This is a genomic window from Arthrobacter sp. P1_C12_2, from assembly GCF_056406415.1.
In genome coordinates this window covers 1-24,634 of record NZ_JBFUAF010000027.1, presented here as the reverse complement: position 1 = coordinate 24,634, position 24,634 = coordinate 1, and the positions used below count along the sequence as shown (strand labels likewise).

The 24,634-nt window shown below is 64.5% G+C and carries 22 protein-coding genes and 1 pseudogene; 10 read left to right on the top strand and 13 right to left on the bottom strand.

All coding sequences use genetic code 11. The features are described from left to right. Nucleotides 1–92: 92 nt before the first annotated feature. Nucleotides 93–965 carry a flagellin N-terminal helical domain-containing protein gene (locus AC1DZQ_RS20965; protein WP_476965315.1) on the bottom strand — a complete coding sequence of 291 codons (873 nt, stop codon included), beginning with the start codon at nt 963–965 and terminating at the stop codon, nt 93–95. Nucleotides 966–1,258: 293 nt separating this feature from the next. Between AC1DZQ_RS20965 and AC1DZQ_RS20960 the strand changes: the two genes are divergently transcribed. From AC1DZQ_RS20960 to fliW, 4 genes are read left to right on the top strand one after another with little or no spacing between them, the layout of a single operon-like run. After that, a complete protein-coding gene (locus tag AC1DZQ_RS20960) occupies nt 1,259–1,747 on the top strand; it encodes a flagellar protein FlgN (protein WP_476965314.1) in 489 nt (162 codons plus the stop codon). Between the two features lie 10 nt (nt 1,748–1,757). Next, nucleotides 1,758–3,182 carry a flagellar hook-associated protein FlgK gene (gene flgK, locus AC1DZQ_RS20955; RefSeq protein WP_476965313.1) on the top strand — a complete coding sequence of 475 codons (1,425 nt, stop codon included), beginning with the start codon at nt 1,758–1,760 and terminating at the stop codon, nt 3,180–3,182. Nucleotides 3,183–3,186: 4 nt separating this feature from the next. Next, nucleotides 3,187–4,071, top strand: a complete 885-nt coding sequence (gene flgL / locus AC1DZQ_RS20950; protein WP_476965312.1) for a flagellar hook-associated protein FlgL — start codon at nt 3,187–3,189, stop codon at nt 4,069–4,071. Next, nucleotides 4,068–4,472, top strand: a complete 405-nt coding sequence (gene fliW, locus AC1DZQ_RS20945) for a flagellar assembly protein FliW (protein WP_476965311.1) — start codon at nt 4,068–4,070, stop codon at nt 4,470–4,472. Before flgL ends, fliW begins: the two co-directional genes overlap by 4 nt. A gap of 66 nt (nt 4,473–4,538) precedes the next feature. Here the strand turns inward: fliW and AC1DZQ_RS20940 are convergent, their stop codons facing one another. The 3 genes from AC1DZQ_RS20940 to AC1DZQ_RS20930 all read right to left on the bottom strand — a co-directional run bounded on the left by AC1DZQ_RS20940 (nt 4,539) and on the right by AC1DZQ_RS20930 (nt 6,397). Beyond that, a complete protein-coding gene (locus AC1DZQ_RS20940; RefSeq protein ID WP_476965310.1) occupies nt 4,539–5,093 on the bottom strand; it encodes an AMIN-like domain-containing (lipo)protein in 555 nt (184 codons plus the stop codon). A 313-nt stretch (nt 5,094–5,406) separates the two neighbouring features. After that, complete coding sequence (locus AC1DZQ_RS20935; RefSeq protein ID WP_476965309.1) at nt 5,407–5,709, bottom strand: DUF4193 domain-containing protein; 303 nt, start codon at nt 5,707–5,709, stop codon at nt 5,407–5,409. 193 nt (nt 5,710–5,902) lie between these two features. Next, nucleotides 5,903–6,397 carry a GyrI-like domain-containing protein gene (locus AC1DZQ_RS20930; RefSeq protein WP_476965308.1) on the bottom strand — a complete coding sequence of 165 codons (495 nt, stop codon included), beginning with the start codon at nt 6,395–6,397 and terminating at the stop codon, nt 5,903–5,905. Nucleotides 6,398–6,622: 225 nt separating this feature from the next. On the opposite strand from AC1DZQ_RS20930, the gene AC1DZQ_RS20925 reads away from it, so the two are divergent. The 4 genes from AC1DZQ_RS20925 to AC1DZQ_RS20910 all read left to right on the top strand — a co-directional run bounded on the left by AC1DZQ_RS20925 (nt 6,623) and on the right by AC1DZQ_RS20910 (nt 11,832). Further along, nucleotides 6,623–7,663, top strand: coding sequence for a nitrilase-related carbon-nitrogen hydrolase (locus tag AC1DZQ_RS20925; protein WP_476965307.1), 1,041 nt, complete (start codon nt 6,623–6,625; stop codon nt 7,661–7,663). Further along, nucleotides 7,660–8,703, top strand: coding sequence for an agmatine deiminase family protein (locus AC1DZQ_RS20920; protein ID WP_476965306.1), 1,044 nt, complete (start codon nt 7,660–7,662; stop codon nt 8,701–8,703). The genes AC1DZQ_RS20925 and AC1DZQ_RS20920 overlap by 4 nt, the downstream gene beginning before the upstream one ends. Then, nucleotides 8,700–10,268: an APC family permease gene (locus AC1DZQ_RS20915; protein WP_476965305.1), complete on the top strand. Its 1,569-nt coding sequence runs from the start codon at nt 8,700–8,702 to the stop codon at nt 10,266–10,268. The genes AC1DZQ_RS20920 and AC1DZQ_RS20915 overlap by 4 nt, the downstream gene beginning before the upstream one ends. Nucleotides 10,269–10,509: 241 nt before the next feature. Next, complete coding sequence (locus tag AC1DZQ_RS20910; protein WP_476965304.1) at nt 10,510–11,832, top strand: hypothetical protein; 1,323 nt, start codon at nt 10,510–10,512, stop codon at nt 11,830–11,832. 92 nt (nt 11,833–11,924) lie between these two features. Here AC1DZQ_RS20910 and AC1DZQ_RS20905 read toward each other — a convergent pair whose 3' ends face one another. The 8 genes from AC1DZQ_RS20905 to speB all read right to left on the bottom strand — a co-directional run bounded on the left by AC1DZQ_RS20905 (nt 11,925) and on the right by speB (nt 21,907). Then, nucleotides 11,925–13,436 (bottom strand): APC family permease, encoded by a 1,512-nt coding sequence (locus tag AC1DZQ_RS20905; RefSeq protein ID WP_476965303.1) that lies wholly within the window; start codon nt 13,434–13,436, stop codon nt 11,925–11,927. Nucleotides 13,437–13,590: 154 nt separating this feature from the next. Next, a complete protein-coding gene (locus AC1DZQ_RS20900) occupies nt 13,591–14,469 on the bottom strand; it encodes a polysaccharide deacetylase family protein (protein ID WP_476965302.1) in 879 nt (292 codons plus the stop codon). A 29-nt stretch (nt 14,470–14,498) separates the two neighbouring features. Then, nucleotides 14,499–15,422 (bottom strand): NAD-dependent epimerase/dehydratase family protein, encoded by a 924-nt coding sequence (locus AC1DZQ_RS20895; RefSeq protein ID WP_476965301.1) that lies wholly within the window; start codon nt 15,420–15,422, stop codon nt 14,499–14,501. A 38-nt stretch (nt 15,423–15,460) separates the two neighbouring features. Continuing rightward, nucleotides 15,461–16,219, bottom strand: coding sequence for an SDR family NAD(P)-dependent oxidoreductase (locus AC1DZQ_RS20890; RefSeq protein WP_476965300.1), 759 nt, complete (start codon nt 16,217–16,219; stop codon nt 15,461–15,463). Nucleotides 16,220–16,320: 101 nt separating this feature from the next. Beyond that, nucleotides 16,321–17,616: a D-arabinono-1,4-lactone oxidase gene (locus AC1DZQ_RS20885; RefSeq protein ID WP_476965299.1), complete on the bottom strand. Its 1,296-nt coding sequence runs from the start codon at nt 17,614–17,616 to the stop codon at nt 16,321–16,323. 28 nt (nt 17,617–17,644) lie between these two features. Continuing rightward, a complete protein-coding gene (locus tag AC1DZQ_RS20880; protein WP_476965298.1) occupies nt 17,645–19,147 on the bottom strand; it encodes an aminobutyraldehyde dehydrogenase in 1,503 nt (500 codons plus the stop codon). 100 nt (nt 19,148–19,247) lie between these two features. Continuing rightward, entirely contained in the window at nt 19,248–20,723 is a 1,476-nt protein-coding gene (locus AC1DZQ_RS20875) for a purine-cytosine permease family protein (protein ID WP_476965297.1), read from the bottom strand. Nucleotides 20,724–20,902: 179 nt separating this feature from the next. Beyond that, the gene (speB, locus tag AC1DZQ_RS20870) at nt 20,903–21,907 is read right to left on the bottom strand and encodes an agmatinase (RefSeq protein WP_476965296.1); all 1,005 of its coding nucleotides are present in this window, start codon (nt 21,905–21,907) and stop codon (nt 20,903–20,905) included. A gap of 208 nt (nt 21,908–22,115) precedes the next feature. Here speB and AC1DZQ_RS20865 point away from each other — a divergent pair, with 208 nt between their 5' ends. Further along, nucleotides 22,116–23,660, top strand: a complete 1,545-nt coding sequence (locus tag AC1DZQ_RS20865; RefSeq protein WP_476965295.1) for a PucR family transcriptional regulator — start codon at nt 22,116–22,118, stop codon at nt 23,658–23,660. On the opposite strand, the pseudogene AC1DZQ_RS20860 reads toward AC1DZQ_RS20865, so the two are convergent. Continuing rightward, nucleotides 23,641–24,504, bottom strand: a pseudogene (locus AC1DZQ_RS20860) (L-serine ammonia-lyase); the annotation flags it as partial. The gene AC1DZQ_RS20865 and the pseudogene AC1DZQ_RS20860 overlap by 20 nt on opposite strands. Between AC1DZQ_RS20860 and AC1DZQ_RS20855 the strand changes: the two are divergent. Beyond that, nucleotides 24,440–24,634, top strand: a 195-nt coding sequence (locus AC1DZQ_RS20855; RefSeq protein WP_476965294.1) for a hypothetical protein, incomplete at its 3' end; no start/stop codon positions are given. The pseudogene AC1DZQ_RS20860 and the gene AC1DZQ_RS20855 sit on opposite strands and share 65 nt — an antisense overlap.

The following is a 24,634-nucleotide window of genomic DNA, read 5'->3' as shown; positions in this document are numbered from 1 at the left end:
CCGGCCCTTCCGCAGCGTATTGATCGGGATTGTGTCTTCGTCCGATCAGGGTGGCAGCCTCATTTCTCGACTACCGGACTGCCGGAACCGGTCTAGCGCAGGAGGGAAAGAACACCCTGGCTCGACTGGTTTGCCTGAGCCAGCATGGCGGTGCCGGCCTGGGACAGGATGTTGGCCTTGGTGAACTTGACCATTTCCGAAGCCATGTCGACGTCGGCGATGCGCGACTGAGCAGCCTGCAGGTTTTCACCGGCAACGTTCAGAGTCTTGATCGTGTGCTCGAGACGGTTCTGCGAAGCGCCGAGATCCGCACGCGACGTGGAGATGTTCTTGATCGCCTTGTCGATGTTCTTGATGGTGGTCTGGAACGAGGTTGCGTCCGTCTCATCGAAGCCAGCCGCAGCCGTTCCCACGGTTCCACCAACCAGTGTCACAACATCCGCCAGATCCGTCTTGAGATCCGCATTCTTGATGGTGATCTGCGACGTAGCATCGCCGGCCGCGCCAACCTGGATGGCCAGCGTGGCCGGACCGGCGGTGGAGCCGGCCTGGAAGAGGTTGATACCGCCGAAGTTGGTCGACTCCGAGATCCGAGACAGTTCCGAACCGAGCTGGTCAGCTTCGGTCTTGATGGCCGTACGGGCATCCGCGTTGTTCGTGTCGCTCGAGCCCTGGACAGCGAGGTCGCGCATACGCTGCAGGATCGAGTGGACCTCGGTCAGAGCGCCTTCAGCGGTCTGGATGACCGAGATGCCGTCCTGGGCGTTGCGGGCGGCCTGGGCTGAACCGGAGACCTGGGCCTTCAGGCCTTCGGAGATGGACAGGCCTGCTGCGTCATCGCCGGCGCGGTTGATGCGCAGGCCGGTGGACAGCTTCTCCAAGGACTTGGAGAGGTCGGTCTGCGTGGCGTTGAGGTTGCGGTACGAGCTGTTCGCCGCGAGGTTGTTGTTAATAACGAAGCCCATGGTATTTCCTCCGTGAGTGGGACTGTAAGCGATGGCCCATCCGTGGGCCTTCACGAGTAGTTATCGCCATTCGGGAAGCACAGGTAAGGAGAATTCCAAAATTGTTTTCGGATTTTCCCCCGCGCCAAGTTCCGCGTGTTATCAGTCTTATTTCCGCTAACGGATCCCCGGGCCCCGCCGATAGTTTCTACGAACCCAGCTGATGGCTGCATCGTCCGCACGATGAAATAGACGCCTCGGCACCACCGCACCTGTCACCTGCACCATTCACACATGAGGGAGCCGTCCGGACCATGGCCATCCACGAACTTTCAGCCCTGCTGTGGCGGGAGCGTGAACTCCTGGACGTTCTGACTTTCAAGCTCGAGGAAGAGCAGCTCTTGCTGACCTCGGGCAAGTCCCGCTGGCTGCCCCACGGCACCAAGGAAGTGGAGCAGGTGCTGGGCCACCTCTCCCAGGCGAGCCTGGCGCGCACCATCGAGGCCGCCGTCGTCGCCGAGGTCTGGGGACTCCCTACGGATGCTTCCCTGGCCGAACTGGCCGCTGCCGCCCCGGAAGGCGCCTGGGCCGAGGTTCTCAGCGCGCACCTGACGGCACTGACGCGCCAAACGGCGCTGATCAAGGAACTGCGCGACTCCAACGAGCAGTACCTGCGCACTGCCGTCCGCTCCACGCAGGAGTCGCTCGCCGACCTAAACCCCGCGGCCGCGGCTGGCACTTACGACGCCCACGGCAAGACCGGGCAATCCGCCGGCTCCCGCATCTTCGACCAGCAATTCTAAGGAAGCGACCATGAGCACCTTCGGCGCCCTGAACACCGCATACCGTGGGCTGACCGCCGCCCAGCAGGGCATGAACGTGGCAGGGCAGAACATCGCCAACGCCGCCACCGAAGGCTACACCCGTCAGCGTGTGGAACAGTCCTCGCTGGCCGCGCCTGCCCGCGGGCTCTTCAGCGGCGGCGCACTGCAGCCCGGGCAAGGTGTTTCGGTGGACGCCATTGCACGGCTCGGCAGCAGCTTCCTCGATGGCACCGTCCGCTCGGCCGGAGCCCAGGCCGGCTACGCGAGTGTTCGTTCCTCGGCCCTGCAGGGCATTGAGGGCGTGCTTCAGGAACCGGGCGAGAACGGTATCTCGACCGCGCTGCAGGGTTTTTGGTCCGCGTGGCAGGCCGCCGCCAATCAGCCCTCGGAGGACGGCCCGAAAGGGCTCCTGCTGAACGCCGCCAACTCCGTGACGGACAAGATCTCCTCGGCGTACCAGGCCCTGGACGCGCAGTGGAGCCGAACCCGCGCCGAGGCCTCTGACAGCGTCGACGCCGTCAACGCGGCCGCCGCCCAGGTCGCTTCGTACAACACAACTATCCGTTCCGCCCTCGCTGCCGGCGGATCTGCCAATGAACTGATCGATGCACGGGCCAAGCTCACGGACAAGATTGCCGGCCTCGTCGGGGGCACTGTCCGCGAGCAATCCGACGGCACAGTCGACGTCCTTGTCGGCGGCAATGCCCTGGTCACCGGCGGCTCAGTCCGGACACTCGCCCTCTCGGGTTCTTCATCTGATCGGATGGGATCGTCTGTGCAGTTGGTGTGGAAGAACCCGGCTGGAGTCGCAACCCCTGACGGCGGCGAAATCGCCGGAGCATTGTCGGTGCTGGCGCCCGCCGCCACACCGCCATCCGCTGCTGGCTCCGGTGGCGCCATCGCCGAGGCCGCCGAGAAGTACAACAACTTCGCCATGGCCCTCGTCACGGCCGTGAACCCCATCCACGCGACTGGAGTCACGGCCACCGGCGCCACCGGCGTCGGTTTCTTCACCACCGCCGGCCCGGGCCCCGCCGCGTTGAATATCAAGGGACCCGCAAACACCGCCGACATCGCCCTGAAGGCATCGACTGGCGGCGCCCTTGACACCAGCATCGCGGACAAGATCTCGCAACTCGGCGCCGGTCCGACCTCACCGGACAAGGCCTGGTCAGGCATTGTCACAAGCATCGGCGTTCAGTCCCGCGGAGCCCAGCAGCACGAATCACTCACCGATGCTGCCCAGGTATCAGCACTGACAAGCCGGTCATCCCAGGCGTCTGTGAGCCTGGATGAGGAAAACGTCAGCCTGCTCACCAACCAGCACGCCTACCAGGCCGCGGCCCGGGTAATGACCGCCGTCGACGAAGCCCTGGACGTCCTGATCAACCGCACCGGACTGGTAGGAAGGTAGTCGCATGCTGAACCGGGTAACTAACCTGACCATGAGCGCGAACGCCCAACGTACGCTGCAGACCCAGCAGTCCAGGTTGGCAGAGCTGCAGGAAAAAGCGACCACGCTCAAGAAGATATCGCGCCCGTCGGACGATCCGGCCGCCATCGCGCAGGCCCTCGAAACCCGCGCGCTCCTCGCCGCCAACGCTCAGTACGGCCGCAACATTGACGATGGCAACACGTGGCTCACGGCGGCGGATTCCGCCCTCGAACAGGCCACCAACGTAATGCACCGGATCAAAGACCTCACGGTCCTGGCCGGCAACGGCTCGCTCAACCAATCCGGCAAAGACGCAATCGCCAACGAGCTTGACTCCTTGAACAAGGACCTGGTTTCGATCGCCAACAGCAAGCATCTGGGCCGAAACATCTTTGCCGGCAGCTCGGATGCCGCCAGTGCCTTCACCGGCACCCCTCCCGCGCTCGACGGTCTGCCCAAGAGCCCTGTGGAGCGTCGCATCAGCGCCACCGAATCCGTCCGCGTCGACGCCGATGGCGCTGCGATCTTCGGTAGCGGTAACGGCTCGGTCTTCGATATCGTCAGCAAGATGGCGGCCGATTTGCGGACGGGCACGGACATTTCGCCGCGCGTGGCGGCCGTCGACACTGCATTCAAGAACATCGTCAACGGCCGTTCGGAAATTGGAACACGCCAGGCGCGGCTGGATCGGGCTGGCAGCGCCAACACAGAATTGGAGGCCACCTTGGACGCACAGAAGACCGGCATTGAGACGGCAGACCTTGGCAGCGTGATCATGGACCTGAAACTGCAGGAAACCAACTACCAGGTGGCCCTGGCCGCCACGGCTAAAGTGCTTCAGCCCACCCTGATGGACTTCCTGCGGTGAGCACCCCAGTCATGGACACCCCGGTCACCAGCCAGCCACTCACTTTCACCTCACCCATGCCGGGCTTCGAGGATCTGCACGATTTCGTGCTTCGGAGCGTCGAGGGCGCGGCCGGACTGTACGCCCTGGAGGCCGGTTCCAGCCCGGTGCGGCTGTTCCTGGCCGACGCCGCCGTGTTTGCGCCGAGCTACGCCCCGCCGATCCCGGCAGCATCGCTGGAGGCCCTGGAACTCGACGAGCGGGAGGCACCCCAGGTGCTGATCGTGGTCAACCACTCCCCCGGCTCCACGACGGTCAACCTCATGGCGCCGATCGTTCTCAACCGCGGCACGGGACGCTGCACCCAGCTGGTGCTGGACGGCCGGGACTTCCCGCTCCGGGCCGAGCTCAACTCGCTCTAGCCAATCCGCCTGTCCTAGCCAACCCGCCCGGCAGGGCGCGCAGCCCGGCTCAGCGCCTCACGAGCCTCACCAGAAGTGCGCCACGTCCACCACGAGCCGCGACCCGGTGCCCGGCCCGGACACGGTCTGGACCCGGAACGGCAGCCGCGCGCGGACCCCCAGGCCGAGGCTGCTGTAGCCTTCGAAGCTGCCCGCCCACGCCACCTGCCGGAACGTCTGGTAGCCGGTCACGTCCGTCAGTTCGCTCTTGTTCGCCGGGTTGTAGGTGGGATTGCCGGCGTCGTCATAGGCAGGCGCATTGATGGTGAGCTGAATGAAGGCCTGGCCCCGCAGCGGGACCGGCAGGCCGGACCCGTCCTGCACCACCTCGGGAACGTAGCGGATGGTGTAGCCGGCCACGGGGCCGTTGAGGTCGATGACCAGCCGGTCAAAACAGTAATGCTGACCGGTCCGGACGTTCACCACCTTGGCCTGGCTCATGGCCGGATCCGTTTTGCTCAGCGAACCCCAGACCTGTCCGCAGTATGGGTCCGCAGCGGCCGGCGCCGGCGCAAGCACCCCAAGACCGGCGGCCATCAGCACTGCCGCGAGCAACGCGTGGATCCTCTTCAACTGTGTCATTTTCAACTGTGTCATTTTCAACCCCGCCACCCCCTGGTACTTCCTGAGCCCGTGGGCTGGCGGAAGCGTCAGCGCAGGTCAGACGCTTTCAGCGTAGGCGGTCCCGAACCGGCGGGCGAGGCCCCCGACCGTTTCGGCGCCCAACCGTTAGCGTGGCCAGTTGCCGGTCACGGACGGATTTCACGGACCCATTTCGCGACTTTCCTTCACGAACGGATAACACGCGGAGCCGAAGGCCATGCCGGAAACGGCGAAGCGCCGGCACCCTCGCGGGTCCGGCGCTTCGTTCGGCCTTGCAGTTGCTGGACGGTTCTTAGCCTTCGCAGTCGCGGCAGTACTTCATGCCGTTTTTTTCAAGGGCCACCTGGGACCTGTGACGGACCAGGAAGCAAGAGGAGCAGGTGAATTCGTCGGACTGCTCCGGAACAACTACGACCGTCAGCTCTTCGCCGGACAGATCCGCACCCGGAAGATCGATGCCTTCAGCGGTGTCGTTCTCATCGACGTCGATCACAGCAGTCTGCGCGCCGCCGCCGCGGGACGCCTGAAGGGCCTCCAGCGACTCAGCGGGAGATTCTTCTTCTGTCTTGCGTGGGGCGTCGTAATCGGTAGCCATATCGGGGTTCACTTTCGTTGCTGCGCAGCGCCATTTCAGGCACCTCAGTGAAGCAGTTTAGGACATTATGCATGGAGTTGAGGAATAGTGTGGCCTATCAGACACAATGAGTCGGACGGGGCGCGGAAACCCGGGCAACGCCCCCAGCCGGACCCGGCCGCGCCCTTTGGGCGGGCAGTTCAGGTGCGGCACTTCAGGCGACCGGCCAGACCACAAGGGTCTGCCATTTCGCCGGGTCGGGTTCGACGCCGGGATCCGTGAGGTAGTACTCCCACATTGCCGCCCCCGGGCTCGCGCCGTCATGCCGCATCCGCGCCATGATCGCGCCGTAGGTCCGCTGCAGTGAGTCGTAGGGACCGATGTGCATCGCTTCGTAGGCCCGGCCTGCGGGGAGGGTCCCGGCGGTGACTGCCGTGTCCGCGCCGCCCGGGTTCGTGAAAGGTGCGGCGAGGGGGAACCCCGCCTCGACGTCGACGACGTCGGTTGGTTTGCCGCGGTACAGCGCGAACGGGGGTCCGGCCAGCTGGACATGCTGCGCCTGCACCGCACCCATGACGGCGCCGAAGGCGCGGCCGAAAAAGTCCCCTAACGCATTCATCGGGACAGTCTCATGCACCACCGCCGTGGGCTGTTCGTTGAGTTGGGCGGCCTTGATGTCCGGATCCGGCGCGGGGTTCGTTTGAGTCATACGCCCAGACTCTGCCGGGTCCAATTCGCGGTCTAGGGCCTTACGGCCCGCGCCCGCGGGGTGCGCCGGCCCAGCCCCTGTCCCCGGGGCCCCTGCCGGCCGCGCCGGGAAACCGCGAATAAATAAATGAACTTTATTCATATTAGGCCTTGCCCCGCGCGGCCATCACCCCAATACTAAATGAACAACGTTCATTTATGTGACGCCCGTCTCACTGGAGTAGCCATGATCGAAATCTTGTCCCTCGACACCCTGCCCTCCCTGGCCCGCACCGCGCCGTCCAGCACAACTCAGTCCAGCCGGCCGGCGCTGCGGGTCGGCGTCGTGCAGCACCGCTGGCATGCTGACGCCGCGGCCCTGCACGCAGAACTGGACGAAGGCATCGGGCGGGCCGCCCGGCTGGGAGCCGCCGTCGTCTTCCTCCCCGAGCTCACGCTGTCCCGCTACCCCGCGGACACGCTTCCCGAAAATGACGCCGCCCGGGGCGGGACCGCGCGCCCGCGGCCCTCGGACATCGCAGAGGACCTGTTCACCGGCCCCACGTTCCGCTTCGCGGCGGACGCTGCCCGCAGGCACGGAATCCGTGTCCATGCGTCGCTGTACCAGAAGGCGGAGAACCCCGACGGCCCTGACGACGGCCTGGGCCTGAACACCGCCATCCTGGTCTCCCCCGGGGGCGAACTCCTGGCCCGCACCCACAAGCTCCACATTCCCGTCACGGCCGGCTACTACGAGGACAAGTTCTTCCGCCAGGGCCCGAACGGCGATGATGCCTACGAGGTCCATTCCCCCGCCGAACTCGGCGGCGCACGCTTGGGCATGCCTACCTGCTGGGACGAGTGGTTCCCCGAGCTGGCGCGGATTTACTCCCTCGGCGGCGCAGAACTCCTGGTCTACCCCACCGCCATCGGCTCCGAGCCGGACCACCCGAACTTCGACACCCAGCCGTTGTGGCAGCAGGTCATTGTGGGCAACGGCATCGCCAACGGGCTGTTCATGGTAGTCCCCAACCGCTGGGGCAGCGAAGGCACGCTGAACTTCTACGGCTCGTCCTTCATCTCCGATCCCTACGGCCGGATCCTCGCCCAGGCACCGCGGGACGAATCCGCGGTGATTGTCGCGGACCTCGACCTCGGTCAGCGACGGGACTGGCTCACGCTATTCCCCTTCCTGGCCACCCGCCGCCCGGACACCTACGCGCGGCTGACCGAACCGGTCCGCCCGGACGCCCCGCTCGGCCTCAACGCACAGAAGGCCACCGCATGAGCGCCTGGCGGATGCCGTCCGAAACGGCGCCCCAGGACCGTGTCTGGATGGCGTTCCCCACCGGCGGGTACACCCTGGGGGAAACAGCGGCAGAAGCCCACGCCGCCCGCTCCGTCTGGGCCGCCGTCGCGAACGCCGTCGTGGAATTCGAACCGGTCACCATGCTGGTGGCGCCGGCGGATGCGGAGACCGCGGCGGCCTACCTCCACCCGGACATCGAGGTGGTCACCGCCGCGCTGAACGACGCCTGGATGCGGGACATCGGCCCCACATTCGTCCTCGACGACGGCGGCCGGCTCGGCGCCGTCGACTGGGTCTTCAACGGCTGGGGCGGCCAGGACTGGGCCGCCTGGGACAAGGACTCGCTCGTGGGAGCGGCCGTCGCGGCACGCTCGGGGGCCAGCCACCTCGTCTCGCCGCTGGTGAACGAGGGCGGCGGAATCCACGTCGACGGCGAAGGCACGGTCCTCGTCACCGAGACGGTCCAGCTCGATCCGGGCCGCAACCCCGGGCTCAGCAAGGCAGACGTCGAGGCCGAACTGGCCCGGACTCTCGGGGTCAGCCACGTCGTCTGGCTTCCGCGCGGGCTGACCCGGGACTCGGAACGGTTCGGCACGCGCGGCCACGTCGACATCGTAGCGGCTATCCCGTCCCCGGGCACCGTGCTGGTCCACTCCCAGCAGAACCCGGCACACCCCGATTTCCAAGTCAGCAGGGACATCATCAGCCACCTCGCCACCACCCGGGACGCGGCCGGCCGCGAATGGAACATCATCGAGGTCCCCGCCCCGGAAACCCTGACGGATGAGGACGGCTTCGTCGACTACAGCTACATCAACCACCTGGTGGTCAACGGCGGGGTCATCGCCTGCACGTTCGGCGACCGGATGGACGAAAAAGCCTTGGGCATCCTCGGCGACGCCTACCCCGGCCGCAAGGTGGTCGGCATCGACGCCCGCGAGCTCTTCGCCCGCGGCGGCGGCATCCATTGCATCACCCAACAGCAACCGTCCGTCCCCCAGAAGACAGGTCAGCCATGAGTCAGACAATCGGCCGCGAAAACGGCGCCACCACCCAGGACGCGGTCGATCCGGCCGGTTCGAAACACGGCATCACGGGCAAAGGGCTCAAGGGCGGCCAGCTGGGCCTGCTCGCCGTCGTCGTCCTGGGCATCTCCTCCGTGGCGCCCGCCTACAGCCTGACCAGTTCGCTGGGACCCGCCGTCGGCGCCGTGGGCGTGCAGCTGCCGGCGATCTTCATTGTCGCGTTCATTCCCATGATCCTGGTGGCGTTCGCCTACCGCGAGCTCAACGCCGACTCCCCGGACAGCGGCACCACCTTCACGTGGGCCACGAAGGCGTTCGGGCCGTTCGTCGGCTGGATGGGCGGCTGGGGGCTGCTGGCCGCCAACATCATCGTGCTGTCCAACCTGGCCGGCGTCGCGGTGGATTTCTTCTACCTCTTCCTGGCCCAGGTGTTCAACAACCCCGAGCTCGCGGACCTGACCTCCAACACCGCCCTGAACATTGTCACGTGCCTGGTGTTCGTGGCACTCGCCGTCTGGGTCAGCTACCGCGGCCTGCACGCCACCAAGCTCGTGCAGTACACCATGGTCGGATTCCAGGTACTCGTCCTGGGCATCTTCGTCGTCATGGCACTCACCCACGCCGCGTCGGGCGACTCGGGCACCTCGATCGCCTTCAGCTGGGACTGGTTCAACCCGATGAAGATCGGTAGCTTCGAGCAGTTCACCGCCGGTATGTCACTGGCCGTCTTCGTCTACTGGGGCTGGGACGTCTGCCTCACCGTAAACGAGGAAACAAAGGGTGGCAAAGGAACCGCCGGCCGGGCAGGAACCACGACGGCGGTCGCCGTCCTGGCCCTCTACCTCGTCGCAATCGTGGCCACCATGATGGTGGCCGGCACCGGAACCGACGGCATCGGCCTGAACAACCCGGACAACCAGTCGAACATCTTTGCAGCACTGGCCTCCCCCGTCATGGGCCCGCTGGCCATCCTGATGTCCTTGGCCGTGCTCTCCGGCACCGCGTCCTCCCTGCAGTCCACCATGGCCTCCCCCGCCCGCAGCCTGCTGGCGATGGGCCACTACGGCGCCCTGCCGCCGCGCTTCGCATCCGTCAGCAAGCGCTTCGGATCCCCCGGTTTCGCCACGGTGATTGCCGGTGTGATCTCCGGCGGCTTCTATGCCGTCATGAAGGTGATCAGCGAGAACGTCCTCAACGACACCATCATGGCCCTGGGCCTCATGATCTGCTTCTACTACGGCCTCACGGCATTCGCCTGCACCTGGTACTTCCGGCACAGCCTGTTCTCCAGCGTCCGCAACTTCTTCATGCGGCTGCTGTTCCCGGTGCTGGGCGGCCTGGTCCTCACCGTGGTCTTCTTCCAGACCGCCGTGGACAGCTGGGCACCGGAATTCGGCAGCGGCTCGGAGGTCTTCGGGGTGGGCCTGGTGTTCATCCTGGGCATCGGCATCCTGGCCCTCGGCCTCGTGATCATGCTGGTTGCCGCGAAACTGCATCCGGGCTTCTTCCGCGGCGAGACCATCCGGAAGGACACTCCCGCACTGGTGGTTCCGGAGTAGCCTCGCGGCAAGGACCCGCCGGCCCGGGCGAGCCCGGAGCCGGCGGGTTTTTGCGTGCGTCCGTCGCCCGCAAAGCTGCAATTGCTCGTTGAGGAACACCTCCCCGTGCTAGATTCACGCTGTCTGCAATTCTGCGGGCTCTAGCGCAGCCTGTTCCGGGCGCGGCAATTTGGGGGAAATTTTTATGCTGCTATTCGACCGCGTCCGGACTCTATCAATTCCGTTGTTCCTGGTTGTGGTCATGATGCTTTCACTGGCACCGCTTGCCCCAGCATCCGCCGCGCCGGGTACGACGACGGCGGTACTTGCAGCGTCCGCCGCGCCGTTGAAGACGACCCCGGTGCCGGCGGTCACGGGCAAAACAAAAGTCGGCTACACCCTGACCGCGGTACCGGGCACATGGGGGCCGGCACCCGTCAGCCTGACGTATCAGTGGAAGGCCAACGGCGTCGTCATCGTCGGAGCGACCGCCGCCACCTACAAACTGGCCGCAGCGCAGGCCGGCAAGGCCGTCACCGTCACCGTCACGGGAACGAAGGCCGGCTACACCACCGCCTCGAAGACCTCCGCCCCCACCGCAGCCATCGCCGCCGGCTCGCTCGGGCCGGCCCCGGTGCCGACGATCACCGGCATGACAAAAGCCGGCTACACACTGACCGCGGTCCCGGGCATATGGGGGCCGGCACCCGTCAGCCTGAAGTATCAGTGGAGGGCCAACGGTGTCGTCATCGTCGGAGCGACCGCCGCCACCTACAAACTGGCCGCAGCGCAGGCCGGCAAGGCCATCACCGTCACCGTCACCGGAACGAAGGCCGGCTACACCACCGCCGCGAAGACTTCGGCCGGCACAGCAGCAGTCACGCCCGCGGGACCCGGCGTCGATGTGTCCTGGCCGCAGTGCGGCAAACCCCTGCCCAAGGGTCAGAGCTTCGCGATCATCGGTGTGAACAACGGCCTGGCGAACAACACCAACTCGTGCCTGGCCACCCAGCTGTCCTGGGCCGCCACGTCCACCGGCGGGACCGGCCAGCCCCTCGTCGCCCTGTACGTAAACACCGGAAACCCCGGGACCGCCGGCTCCTGGTGGCCCACCAGCAACACCTATGCCGGGAAGACCGTGACCAACCCCTACGGCCAGTGCACCAAGGGCTCGGTCGGCTCGGCGTGCTCCTATATGTACGGATACGCCAAGGCCTACGACGACGCCAACATCCGCGGGGTCAAGAACCCGGCCTCCTACACCTGGTGGCTGGACGTCGAGACCGACAACACCTGGTCAACGAACAAGGCCGCCAACAGAGCCGATCTAGAGGGCATGGCCGCCTACTTTGCCAGCATCGGCGCCAAAACAGGGCTCTACTCGACCGGCTACCAATGGGCACAGATCGTCGGCGCGGTGCCCTCGACCAGCAGCCTTTACGCCCAGCGAAGCTGGCTCGCCGGCGCGAGCTCCCTCCAAAACGCCAGCAGCATGTGTTCAGCAGCGCCGCTGACAGGCGGCGGCAAAGTCACCATGGCCCAGTACATCTCGGGCGGCTTCGACTACAACAAGTCCTGCATCTGAGTTCCCGGCTCCGGCCAGCCGCGCCCCATTTCCGGGCGTGAAAAACCCCTCCTCCCCCGCAAAATCACCGGGAAGGAGGGGTTCGTGGGGCCTCACGGCCCGACGTTCAGCAGTTCCGGGTCTGTCTCGGTCTCGGTCGCTGTCTCTGCCTCCGTCGCCAACTGCGCGCCATTGCGCCGACGCAGATGCCTCTCCACCGCAAAACCCGCCAGGCCAAGGATCACGAAAACCACAATCACTGCGTAGTTCTGGTACCAGGGCGCTTCCGGCTGCCGCGGCCATGCGATATTGACGATCTCAAAACCCAACCACAGCAGCGCCGCCATGTTCACGACTGGGCCAAGAACTCCCAGGCTGAAGGGTCCGGCCTTCCACGCTCCTTTCAGCCGGACTATCAGCGCGGCCAGCACTGGGAATATGAAGGCCACGTAGAAGCCCGCCGTTGCGAAGGCAATTAGTGCGCCGTACACCTGAGATGCCGACAGGGCAAGAACAATCATTGAAGCGACCGCGGAGACCAGGAGGGCGTTGATGGGCAGCCGGTCGGTCTTGCTGAGACGCTTCAGAACCTTGGCCGCAGGCAGGGCATCCAGCCTGGCGAATGCGAAAATCGATCGCGATACTGCTGCCTGGAGCGCCACCGTCCCGGCGATGAATCCCAGGACGATGGTCACCAGGAGAGGTTTGGTGATTCCCTCGCCAAGATTGGCGGTGAGGGTTGTGGTAATCGGGTCCGGGTCTGCCCCCGACATGGCGGCACCAATATCCGGGATTGCGAGGAGCAGGGCCAGGCAAGAAAACGTAATGACTGATGCCACCGTGATCAGGGACGTCAGCACTGCCCGCGGCACTTTGCGTTCGGGAGATCGGACTTCCTCGGCAATTGCGCCCGCACTTTCAAATCCCACGAACGACCATCCGATGATTGCCACCGCGGCAAGGAAAGGCCCAAAGACATAGGCGGTGGTGTCCGGCGCGGTTCCGAAAGACTCCAGGATCGTGCTGAGGGAATTTCGGCGATGGAAGATGATGAGCACCAACCCGACTCCCAGGCTGGCGATGACCTCGCACACGATGCTCACGGTCACCAGCAGACTCAGCCACTTCCGTCCGGCGGAGTTGGCTATGGTACTCGCCAAGAGGATGACGGCACCCAGCACGATTTTCGTCGTGGTGTCAGGCTGTTCTATGCCAAGCAGTGAGGCCAGAAATGTGCCTCCACCGAAGGCTACAGCGGCAACGGTGATGATGAGGGTCCAGATGTAGGCCCATCCTGCGTACCAGCTGTAGGTGTGCCCGAGAAGGGACCTGGACCAAAGGCAGACCCCGCCGGCAACAGGCCAACGTGAAGCGAGCTCGGCAAGGACGGCTGCTACCAGGGCCTGGCCCAAGAGGACCACCAACAGACCCCACCAGAAGGCCGGTCCTGCGGCCATCAGGGCCAGGCCAAATACTCCGTACAGGCCGATGATGGGCGACATGAAGGCAAACGCCAAAGAGAAGGAGGACCAGAACCCCATCTCCCGTTTGAGTTGGAGGGATTCAGGATTAGGCGTCTGTGTGGGACCAGGTACGTCCGACAACAGCTGGGACGGGGAGTTCATTGCAATGAGCCTTCTTTCGCTGGGACGGTCTTAGGGTTGGAGCATCACAGCGCGCGGCGGGCGTGGCTGATGAGCGGCCAAGGGCTTCGCCCTTGGCCTGTTGTGTTTTGGGATCACCAATGTTCGCCGTGTTGCACGGCTCAGTAGTCCGGATTCAGTAGTCCGGATAGAGCTCCGCGGACGCTGTCACTGGATTGAGGGGCTCGGCAATCAATGCAGGGTCACCGAGTGCCGCTTCCGCGAGCGCCTCGCACGTCGAGAAGCGGACGTCGCCTCGCTCAAGCGCAGTTTCGATAACGGTCCGCAGCGCCTCCAGCCGTCCTGCCCGCCCAGTGAGGAACGGGTGGCAGGTGAGCATGAATAGAGCACCATGCCGTCGCATTGCGTCGATCTCGTGAATCCACATGTCCGCCACGACAAGTGGCGACTGGATGATTTCCCCGATCTTGGGTTCCGGAAGGAAGGCATACTGCTCCCAGTCATCCAGACTCCAATGTGGAGGGAGCTCCGCGACTGTCCCTGCGGGGGTTTCAATGAGATACGGGACGTCCGCATCCATCAGGCTGGAATCGTATTTCAACCCGTATTCAGCTACCAGCGACGGCGTCTGCCACGAGGGCTCCCACATTGCGGCGCGATGCCCCTTTGGAGAAATGCCGAAACGCCCGAGTGCGGCAAGCGCCAGATCGAAGTCAGCGCGTTCGTCGTCGAAACTCATGTTCACCGCCGTGCGGTGAGTGTGTGAGTGGTGTGCGATCTCATGACCCGATTCCAGGACCTGTTCCACCATGTGGGGATATCGCTCCGCGGTGACGCCTGGAATGAAGAATGTCGCCGGCTGCTGCACATCCTTCAACATCTGCAGAATCCGGGGAACACCCACCTTGGGTCCGAACGCCTGGTGAGTCATCGCCATCGCATTGTCGGCATAGCGGCGGCCGGCGGCCAGGATGGGGGACTCGGCGTCGACGTCGAAGGTCAACGCGGCAACGCACGCCGCCCCCTGCCTCCAGCCGCTTTTATCGAAGGTCATGTTCGCCCCTATGGGTCCGAAGGAATGGCTCAGAAGTCATGGGTGGAGAGCCAGTCGGCATAATCGCCGAGGGCCCGCTGCAGCGGCCAAGCCGATTCGTAGCCGAGATCCGCGGCTGCGGAAGCGATGCTGAAGTGTCCCTGCAAGTCCAGGGTTGGATCCGTCCCGGGCCCGATCTCCACGGTGGCGTCCGGGAATGCGATTCGAACTTCTTTGACGACGTCGCTGAGTGTCCAGTACTCGCTGCCGGAGATGTTGTAGGCCAGGGGCCTGGCCGAGGCCGTTTCTGGTGCCTGGACTGCCGCCAGTATGGCTAGTGCGACGTCGCGGACGTAGACCAGGTTGTAGCGGTGGTCGGCCCCGTGGTCCTGTGAGAATGAACCGTCGCGGACGACGCCGCGCATAATATCCCGCATGACTTCATCCATGCGGTTTCCGGGTCCGTAAACCTGGCCGATGCGCAGGGAGATGACGTCGATTCCATACCTGTCGCCGTAGACCTGTCCGAGCCATTCCCCGGTAACCTTCGTCACGGCGTAAGGCGTCGTCGGATTTACTGGCTCCGATTCGAGAACTACCGGTGCTGAGGTCTTGCCGTACACGCACTCCGAAGAGAAGTTGATGATCCGTTTGACGCCGTGGAGTCGGGCCGCCTCGAAAACCGCCACCGTTCCCTCGACGTTGGCGGCAAACGTCGCCAGGGGAAAGCTCAGGGAATAGGTCGGGTGGGATATGGCGGCGGTATGGACGATGGTGTCGACGTCGTGCTCCTTGAATACCTCAAGGAGACGAGGGATATCGAACAGTTCACCCTGGACGGAAACGACATCGGGGCGTGGCGCGTCGATGAAATCCCGGTTGTAGCTGACCGTTTGATGGCCGGCGTCGGCGAGTTCGTTGACTATGTGGCGTCCGGTGAATCCGGCACCACCTGTGACCAGTACAGAGCTCATGTGATTTTGCCTTTCAGTGCATGCGTTGGATGTGGGCTTCAATGCCCAAGGGGGAAGGTCGTCGTTCGACCACCGTCGACAACAAGGTTTGTTCCCGTGACATATGAGGATTCAGGCCCCAGTAGCCACAGCGCAGCGGCTGCAATCTCCTCCGGCAGGGCGAATCGGCCAAGTGGTACGGAAGCTTCGTCTCTGGCGCGTTCTTCTTCGTTCGCGAACTCGGCCGCAAGCATCGGGGTATCTGTCGTGCCCGGCGACAGTGCGTTGACCCGGACGCCGGCCGGTGCGAGTTCGGCGGCCAAAGACCGCATCATTGAAAGCACGCCGCCCTTGGTCGCGGTGTATGCCGTGTAGCCTGCCTGGCCGACGAGTGATAGCTCGCTGGCAGTGCACACGAGCGAGCCGCCGCCGTTGGATGTGAGCGTTCGGGCCGCTGCCCGGGCGAAGTGGAAAGTACCGGTCAGGTTCACCCGGATCAACCTCTGCCACAGCTCGTCGGACGTTTCGGCGATGGGCGCAACACTGGAGATTCCTGCGGCGTTGAAGGCTCCTCTCAGTGGTCCAAGTTCTGCTTCCGCCTGGGCGAATGCGTTGTCGACCTGCAGGGACTCCGACACGTCGGCTTCGAGGAAGATCACAGCACCCGACAGTTGGCGTCGTGCGTCTTCAAGCAACCGGTCCGGGAGCCCGACGGCGGCGACCTTCGCCCCTTGCGCCAGAAGGGCTCGAGTGGTCGCGAGACCGATGCCGGAGCTGGCTCCGGTGACGAGGTAGGCCTTGTCCTGAAAATGGCTCATATCTTCTCTTCCAGCATTGGTTGTGGCAGGGCGGGCAGTATGCCCCCGGTCACGAGTTGGGGGCGTACGCCGGAATTGCCGGTTTAGCCTGGACAGCTGATTTAGCCGACGAGGGCCCGCGTGTGGTCGTTGAGGAACATGCCGCGGGGGTCGAACTCCCGGCGGACCTGGATGAAGGTGTCGAGCTCCGGGTAGAGACGCTCCAGCCGGCTCCTCGTCATGAAGTGGATCTTGCCCCAGTGTGCGCGTGGCTCGAATTCCTGCAGCACCGCATCCGCGTCCCGGAAGAAGGGCCAGTAGTCGGTCCCAGGTTCGGTGGTCAGGGTAATGACGGTGGTGTCGCGTCCTTGGAACTGGGACATGTAGCCTTCGTCGGCTTTCACCCAGCGGACCTCAACGGGGTACTTTTGGTCGGAATGCCTGGTGCGGATCAGCTCCTGGACAGCCTCGACGGCCGCCAGGCCGTGTTGGCTGGGAACGAAGTACTCGAGTTCATGGAACGGTGTGGTGAATCCGCCCGGGTAGATGCGGTACGAGCGGTCCAGCCGGGCACCTTCCGTGCGGGAAATTTCACGCTCGTCCGTGACCTGGGCGATGTTGTAGCGCTTGGTGTAGCTGCGGTTTGCCATGCTCTGGCCGGGCGATCCGGGCAGGTCCAGGAGCTCGCATGAATCGTCATCCGGGCACCAGAGGAACGAGTAGTGCCGGTTCCCGTCGATGTCGGCCTGCCAGGTTGCCGCGGTCTCGGCCCACGTGGGGTAGGTAATCTCCTCCTGCAGGTAATAGCGGTCCTCGACAGCCAGTTCGACCTCCAGGAAGATTCCGAGCGTCCCCAGGGCGACCTGGGCGGCCCGGAGTTCGCGGAGCTGCCCTTCACCGATTTCGACGATTTCGCCGTAGCCGTTGATCAGCCGGACCCAACGCAGTGCTGATGAGAAGCTGCCGAGGTTCTTTCCGGAGCCGTGGGTGCTGGTCGCTAGTGCCCCGGCGATCTGCTGTTTGTCGATGTCGCCCTGGTTGCCCAGTGCCAGCCCCTGGTCCCACAGCGGATCGCCAAAGGCGTTGATGGTGGTGCCGGCCAGGGCCCTGGCACGGCGCCGCATGAGGTCGGTTCCGGTGATGGCCGAGAGCGCGGACATGTCCATCAGGACGCCGCCCGTCTGGACAAGCGGAGAGGACGAGTGCCCTGAGCCGACTGCGCGTACGGGCAGGCCTTCGCGGATGGCGAACCGGACGGCGTCGAGCGCCTCCTGTTCGTTCCGCGGCCGGACGGTGAAGGCCGGCGTGGCGCTCTGGTTGCCGCCCCAGTTGGTCCAGGTTACGTCTGTCCCGAAGGGAGCGGACGGGGTAGCGGCGCGCGCCGACGACGCGGGGTTGGGATGATTCGTGGTGGTCATTGCTGAGCTCCGATCCTGGTCTTAAGGCTCATGCGCCGTGGTTGATCATGACGTGCTTGGTCCGGGAGTAATCGTCCAAGGCATACAGCGACAGGTCGCGGCCGTAGCCGGATCCCTTGAATCCGCCCCACGGAACCTCACAGGCCAACACCAGGTGTGAATTGACCCAGACGGTGCCGAAATCGAGCTGCTTCGGAACCCTGAGCGAGAGGCTCGAATCCCGGGTCCATACCGAGGCGGAAAGGCCGTAGGGGCTCTCATTGGCCCGGGTAATGGCCTCGTCGGTGGAGCTGAAGGACTCGACGGTGACGACGGGGCCAAAGATTTCGTGGGTAGCAATATGCGCCCCGGCCGGCACGTTGCTGATCACTGTGGGTTCGATGAAGTAGCCGGGGCCTTCCAGGGCAGAGCCGCCGATGGCCACCTGAAGACCGGCAGCCTTTGCCTCCTCAAGCGATTCCTTCACGCGTTCGAAGTGCGGGCGCGAAATCATGGGACCGATTTCGACGTCGTCCCCTGCACCCGGGGCGCCGACGACGAGCGTGCCGACTTCACGTACCAGGTGCTCGGTGAACTCCTCGGCCACGGACTCGTGGACCAGCACGCGGCAGGCGGCGCCGCAGTCCTGGCCGGCATTCCAGAAGCCGGCGTTTCGCACGCCGGCGGCGGCCGCGCGGAGGTCGGCGTCGGGGAAGACAACAACCGGGGCCTTGCCGCCGAGTTCCAGATGCACGCGCTTGACGGACCTGGCCGCGGTCTCCGCCACTGCCTGTCCGCTGACGACGCTCCCCGTCAACGCAACGAGGGCGACATCAGGGTGTTCGGAGAGCCGCTGCCCGACGGTTCGGCCTTTTCCGGTCACGACGTTGAGAATGCCGTCGGGGATGCGTCCGGCGACAAGTTCTGCCAGCTTCAGCGTCGACAGCGGAGTCTGTTCCGAGGGCTTGAGGACGATGCTGTTTCCGGCGGCCAGGATGGGCGCGATCTTCCACGCCGCCATCAGCAGCGGGTAGTTCCAGGGAGTGATGACGCCTACGACGCCGACGGGTTCCCTGAGGATGACCGAGGTGTGTCCGGTGGCGTAATCGCCACCAGCCATGGAAGTCAGTGTGCGGGAAGCTCCGGCCATGAATCGGAAGGTGTCGATGGTGCTGGAGACATCGTCCTCCGCGACGGTCCGCGGTTTACCGGTGTTGGCGGACTCGATGATTTCGAACGCTTCACGGTTGGCTTCAATGATGTTGGCGATCAGGGAGAGCACCTCGGACCGTTCCTTCGGTGTCGTGGCGCCCCAGGACTTCTGGGCCGCCACGGCCGCCTCAACCGCAACGTCCACATCCGAGGCTGTGCCTGCCTGCACCGACGCGATGACCTGCTCCGTGGTGGGATCTACGACGTCGATGAGCCGGGTCGAGGAACCGGGAACAAATGCTCCACCGATGAAGTGCCCCGTCGGAGGCAAGACGCTGGCGCAGCTTTGCTCCGCGGAAGAGCGTCGGACGGTGAACTGCTCGAGGTTGGTGAGGGTCATGGTATTTAGCCTTTGCTTTCTGCGCCGGTCTCGGCGTCGGGAGTTTGTGTTGGGGGCGGGCGGTATGCCCGCGGTGGGCGGTGCATGCCCGGGGCGGGCGTTATGCCCGCGGCGCCTCAATCAGGTCAGTTGCGAAGGCAGGCGACTGAAAGGGGGCTGCTGCTGCTGCCTTCTTCCGGAACACCCGCGCCGCAAAGTAGTACAGGGGTGCAACGACCACCAGGCCAGCAATCCAGGAGAGGTCCACGCCGTTCATCGCGGCGGCAATAGGGCCGGTGAACATCGCTGTTGCGGAGAACGGAACCTGGATCAGTGCGCCGGCAACATAGGCTCCGATTGCAACCCAGTTGAACCTTCCGTACATCCCGCCATCGCGCTTGAAGAAGTCTTCGACCTTGTAGTCGCCGTGCCGCAGGAGGTAGTAGTCGACCAGGTTGATGGCCGTCCAGGGAACCAGGACGTACATCAGGAAGGAGAGGAAGTTCGTGTAGAAGAAGATGAAATTGTCGCGGGCGAACAGTGCGATCGAGAGGGCGAGGGTGAAGAGGAGGATCGCCGCAATGGTCCGGGTCTTGGCGTGGGGCAACCAGGCCGGCCTGAACGTCTGCCCAATGGTGAGGGTGCACAGGACCCCGCAGTAGAGGTTCATGGCGTTCGACGCCGCAACGCCGAGGCAGAAGATTCCGATGATCACCATGGTCCATGGCCCGAGCATGGCTCCCAGGCTCCCGACTATTTCGACATTGCTGCCATCGTTGATCAGTGCCAATGCGAGCGTTCCCACCAGGGCACCCAAGACCATCGGGAAGAGTGTTCCCAGGACGCAGCCTGAGTAGGATGCCCAGAACGCCGGGGCCGAGCCGGTGCCCTGAGGCATGTAGCGGGAGTAGTCCGAGACGTAGGGAGCGTAGGCGAGCTGCCAGAGGGCGGAGACGGAGATCGTGGCCATGAAGCCGACCCAGTTGAAGGTTCCCTGGTCCAGGAAGCTGGCCGGCAATCCGTGGACGGCCAGGATCCAGACGAAGGCCAGCACCAGCGCCAGACCGGCCACGATGCTCAAGAAGCGTGCATAGGCGTGGATGAGCCGGTAGCCGAAAATGGTGGCCACGACGCTCACGACGCCAATGACAATGATGCCTGCATCAACACTGATGCCAGGGGTGACTGCGGCCAGCGCTTGGCCGCCAAAGACGAGGTTCGCCGCAAAGAACCCGACGTACATGACCACCACGATGACCACGATCAGCAGCGCCCCGTACGAACCGAACTGGCCGCGGGTCTGAATCATCTGCGCCACACCCAGCTGCGGACCTTGGGCCGAATGAAGTGCCATGAAGATGCCACCGACAAGGTTTCCAATGATGATTCCGACGACGGCGGGCACAAAGCTGAGCCCGAACACCGTGGTCGCGAGTCCCCCGGTCACGATGGTCATGATCATGATGTTGGAACCGAACCAGATGGTGAAAAGGTCCCGTGCTTTGCCGTGGCGTTCGTCGGCGGGGATGGGCTGAATGGTCTTGTCTTCGAGCCGGGGCACCTCGGCCGCGACGGCGTGAGTGGGGTGCGTGCTCATGATGCGTTCCGGGAGTTCATGGGAACCTCTTTGTTCTGTCCCGGCGCTTCGTCGGGCACGGGATCTGATGTATCAATCATTCGTGACTTTTGTCACAGTGGAAATCCGGCGATTGAATAGACGCCGTAGACCTGTTCATACATATGTACAAAGCAGGCGCGATGCCCAGCCCTTGCGGGTCAAACGGTGGCGGCTTGCAGCTCTTGGGCGACGTTGGCGGAGGCCTTGCTGCGGTTCACCATCAGGGCGAGCAGGTCGAAGACCAGGGTCGCCGCGGCGAGTGTGGTGATGTCTGCGTGGTCGTAGGCCGGAGCGACCTCGACGACGTCGGCGCCAACGATATTGATGCCGTCCAGTCCGCGGAGCAGGGCCAGCAGTTCGCGGGAGTGGAGCCCGCCCATTTCCGGGGTGCCGGTGCCCGGCGCGTAGGACGGGTCGAGGACATCGATGTCGATGGAGACATAGACGGGAGTGTCGCCCAGCCGCTCCTTGACGCGCTGGATCGCGGCCGGAACCCCGATGACGTCCAGGTCCGAGCAGCGGATGATCTGGAAGCCGAACTCGTGGTCGCGGAGGAAGTCGTTGCGGTCATAAACCGGGCCGCGGATGCCCACGTGCATCGACTTGTCCTCGACGAGGAGGCCCTCTTCGAAGGCCCGGCGGAAGATGGTTCCGTGCGTGACCGGCTGGTCGAAGTAGGTGTCCCAGGTGTCCAGGTGTGCGTCGAAGTGGAGCAGGGCCACCGGGCCGTGGACCTTGTTCAAGGCCCGCAGCATCGGGAGCGCGATGGTGTGGTCGCCGCCGATGGAGATGAGCCTCTTGCCGGAGCCTGCCTCGCCGAGGAGCGGGAGGGCCTGCTCCTCGATTTCGCGGACTGCGCGGGAGATGTCGTAGGGGGTGCAGGCGATGTCGCCGGCGTCGACAACCTGGGCTTCGTATACAGGCTCGACGTCGAGCTCCGGGTGGTAGCCGGGGCGCAGGAGCCGCGACGCTTCACGGACAGCGGCCGGACCGAAGCGGGCGCCGGGGCGGAAGGAGGTACCGCCGTCGAACGGGACACCGACAATCGCAATGTCATAGTCCGGGACACGGTCGATTTGAGGAAGCCGGGCGAAGGTGCCCAGGCCCGCGTAGCGAGGGACTTTTGTTGCGTCGACGGGGCCGATTGGCTTGTGCGTGGTCATGACAGGGATCCTCCAGTTGCTTGGGTTCAGCCGGCCTGGCAGGTTCTTCTCTGAGCTGTGCTTCTGCGCCGGTTGAGGTCTATGCCTTAACTATTAGTGATCGGCGTCACGCGGTACATGCGCCGATTGACTACAAATAACCGAGGGGCTTATACATGTGTATAAGCGGCTTGGGGGTTGCCTCCGGACTTATGAACAGGAACCACACATGGCGATCACCGTGGCCGAACTGCTGGCCGAACCCCAGCTGGGCCTGACCCTTCTGGCGGGCTCCGCAGGCCTGGGCAACCGGGTCACCTGGGCCCACACCTCCGACCTCCCGCGCTTGTGGGAATGGATCACCGGCGGCGAGCTCATGATGACCAACGGGCTCTCCATTCCGGCGGATCCCGACGGGCAGGTTGAGCTGGCCGAGGCACTGGTCAATGCAGGTGCCAGTGCCCTGGCGATCGGCGCGCAGATGCATGCCCCTGAGCTCCTGCCCCAGTTCCTGGAAGCCTGTGACCGCCTGCCGTTGCCGGTCATCAACATCCCCTACCCGCTGCCGTTCATCGCCATTGCACGTTCGGTCGCTGAGTCTTCATTGCTTGAGGAGTCCCGCAGGCTGCGCCAGACGGCCCGTATCTATGACCTGCTGCGGCTGGCGGGGCCATCTGAGAACCAATGGCTAAGCCTGATCCTGGGCATCGAAGCCGAACTCGACGCCAGCCTCTTCGTGGTTGATCGACGGTGCCTGCATGCCTGGCATCACGGAGGCCAGTCGCTGCCGCCGGACCTAAGGCAGCATCTTGAACCGCTGACCAGCAAGTCACCGGTCGCCAGCAAGAAGTTCCAGTGGCACCGTTTGGGGGACAGCCACCTTCTCATGATGGATATTCCGACTCACGCCAATGCGCTTCTGGTGGTGCTGCCGAAATCCGAACCGCACCCGGATGCGGTGGTACTGCTCCATGCGGCCACAGTCCTTGGACTGGAGCTGTCGCGGACGGTGCTGTCCCTCGAGAACCAGCGCCGGCTGGGGGCGGAGTTCCTTTTGCAGGCCTTCGACGGGCGCCTGGGCATCGCCGACATCGAAAGCCGGCTCCCTGAGTTCGGGATTTCGACACGGGAATTCCTCATCATCTCCATGTCGAGCGAGGACGGTGAGCGCCTGGCGGGGATCCACGTTGATCTTTGGCGACACGGCTATCCGACGGCGTGCCAGCGCAGGTTCAATACACTGCACTTGGCTGTCGCTTCAGACTGCACCGACGATCTTCTGCGGCATGCCGTCCCCATGGACGTGAAGATCGGGATCAGCCGGCCTTCCGCAGCCGCTGGAACGCAGCGAGCTTTGCAGGAATCGATGTGGGCGCTTGGGACGGCATCGAGCACCGGCGAGCGGTTGGTCCGCTATGCCGAGGGACCCTCGTGGCTGGGGCTCACCAGCTATGAGGAAGGCAACGCACTGGTCCAGCGGCTCCTCGGACCCATTTTCGAATACGAACAGAGCGAAAACGGGGACCTCATCGTCACGCTAAAGACGTTCCTTGACATGCAACGGTCCTGGCAGAAAACGGCGGCCGCCCTGTTCGCGCATCGGCAGACCATCATCTATCGCATCCGGAAAATCAGTGAGCTGACAGGCCTCGATATGACCGAAACCTCCACGCTGGCGCAACTCTGGTTTGCCCTGCAGATCCATGAAGCCATGGACCTGCAAGGCAATCCGCGGCGCCTGCCGACGGCTGACGTCAGCACTCCACGACGTTGACGGCGAGGCCGCCCATTGCGGTTTCCTTGTATTTGGAGGACATGTCCCTGCCGGTCTCCCGCATGGTCACGATGACTTCGTCGAGGGACACGCGGTGCGTGCCGTCGCCCCAGAGCGCCATTTTGGCGGCGTTGATGGCCTTGGCGGCGGCGATCGCGTTGCGTTCGATGCACGGAACCTGGACGAGCCCGCCGATCGGATCGCAGGTCAGCCCGAGGTTGTGCTCCATCGCGATTTCCGCGGCGTTCTCCACCTGCTGGGGCGTGCCGCCCATGACTTCGGCCAGGGCTGCGGCGGCCATCGAGGACGCCGAGCCGACCTCGCCCTGGCAGCCGACTTCAGCGCCGGAGATCGAGGCCTGCTCCTTGTAGAGCACCCCGATCGCGGCCGCGGTCAGCAGGAACTTGACCACGACGTCGTCGCGGTCGGCCTGGGTCGCCTTGTCCATGCCGGGGGCGAAGTGCAGGGCGTAGTAGAGCACGGCGGGGATGATCCCGGCGGCACCGTTGGTGGGGGCGGTGACCACGCGGCCGCCGGAGGCGTTTTCCTCGTTCACGGCCAGCGCGATCAGGTTGACCCATTCCTGCCAGTACTTCGGGTCCCGGTCCTTGTCCTCTTTCATGAGGCGTTCGTGCCAGTCGGGCGCACGGCGGCGGACCTTGAGTCCGCCGGGCAGCAGCCCGGTGCGTTTGAGGCTGACCTCGACGCAGCCTTCCATCACGGAGTAGATGTGCAGCAGGCCTTCGCGGATCTCTTCTTCGGTGCGGGAGGCGCGCTCGTTGACGAACATGATCTCGCCGATCGAGAGGCCTTTGGACTGGCAGCGGCCCAGCAGTTCCGCAGCCCATCACGGAGTAGATGTGCAGCAGGCCTTCGCGGATCTCTTCTTCGGTGCGGGAGGCGCGCTCGTTGACGAACATGATCTCGCCGATCGAGAGGCCTTTGGACTGGCAGCGGCCCAGCAGTTCCGCAGC

Coding starts and splice junctions, on each gene's coding strand:
- AC1DZQ_RS20880 (WP_476965298.1), bottom strand. CDS start 19,147: ATGACCCTCACCAACCTCGAGCAGTTCACCGTCCGACGCTCTTCCGCG.
- AC1DZQ_RS20890 (WP_476965300.1), bottom strand. CDS start 16,219: ATGAGCCATTTTCAGGACAAGGCCTACCTCGTCACCGGAGCCAGCTCC.
- AC1DZQ_RS20960 (WP_476965314.1), top strand. CDS start 1,259: ATGGCCATCCACGAACTTTCAGCCCTGCTGTGGCGGGAGCGTGAACTC.
- AC1DZQ_RS20940 (WP_476965310.1), bottom strand. CDS start 5,093: ATGACACAGTTGAAGAGGATCCACGCGTTGCTCGCGGCAGTGCTGATG.
- flgL (WP_476965312.1), top strand. CDS start 3,187: ATGCTGAACCGGGTAACTAACCTGACCATGAGCGCGAACGCCCAACGT.
- AC1DZQ_RS20925 (WP_476965307.1), top strand. CDS start 6,623: ATGATCGAAATCTTGTCCCTCGACACCCTGCCCTCCCTGGCCCGCACC.
- AC1DZQ_RS20935 (WP_476965309.1), bottom strand. CDS start 5,709: ATGGCTACCGATTACGACGCCCCACGCAAGACAGAAGAAGAATCTCCC.
- AC1DZQ_RS20865 (WP_476965295.1), top strand. CDS start 22,116: ATGGCGATCACCGTGGCCGAACTGCTGGCCGAACCCCAGCTGGGCCTG.
- AC1DZQ_RS20915 (WP_476965305.1), top strand. CDS start 8,700: ATGAGTCAGACAATCGGCCGCGAAAACGGCGCCACCACCCAGGACGCG.
- AC1DZQ_RS20895 (WP_476965301.1), bottom strand. CDS start 15,422: ATGAGCTCTGTACTGGTCACAGGTGGTGCCGGATTCACCGGACGCCAC.
- AC1DZQ_RS20875 (WP_476965297.1), bottom strand. CDS start 20,723: ATGAGCACGCACCCCACTCACGCCGTCGCGGCCGAGGTGCCCCGGCTC.
- AC1DZQ_RS20900 (WP_476965302.1), bottom strand. CDS start 14,469: ATGACCTTCGATAAAAGCGGCTGGAGGCAGGGGGCGGCGTGCGTTGCC.
- AC1DZQ_RS20965 (WP_476965315.1), bottom strand. CDS start 965: ATGGGCTTCGTTATTAACAACAACCTCGCGGCGAACAGCTCGTACCGC.
- AC1DZQ_RS20905 (WP_476965303.1), bottom strand. CDS start 13,436: ATGAACTCCCCGTCCCAGCTGTTGTCGGACGTACCTGGTCCCACACAG.
- AC1DZQ_RS20885 (WP_476965299.1), bottom strand. CDS start 17,616: ATGACCACCACGAATCATCCCAACCCCGCGTCGTCGGCGCGCGCCGCT.
- AC1DZQ_RS20920 (WP_476965306.1), top strand. CDS start 7,660: ATGAGCGCCTGGCGGATGCCGTCCGAAACGGCGCCCCAGGACCGTGTC.
- flgK (WP_476965313.1), top strand. CDS start 1,758: ATGAGCACCTTCGGCGCCCTGAACACCGCATACCGTGGGCTGACCGCC.
- AC1DZQ_RS20910 (WP_476965304.1), top strand. CDS start 10,510: ATGATGCTTTCACTGGCACCGCTTGCCCCAGCATCCGCCGCGCCGGGT.
- speB (WP_476965296.1), bottom strand. CDS start 21,907: ATGACCACGCACAAGCCAATCGGCCCCGTCGACGCAACAAAAGTCCCT.
- AC1DZQ_RS20930 (WP_476965308.1), bottom strand. CDS start 6,397: ATGACTCAAACGAACCCCGCGCCGGATCCGGACATCAAGGCCGCCCAA.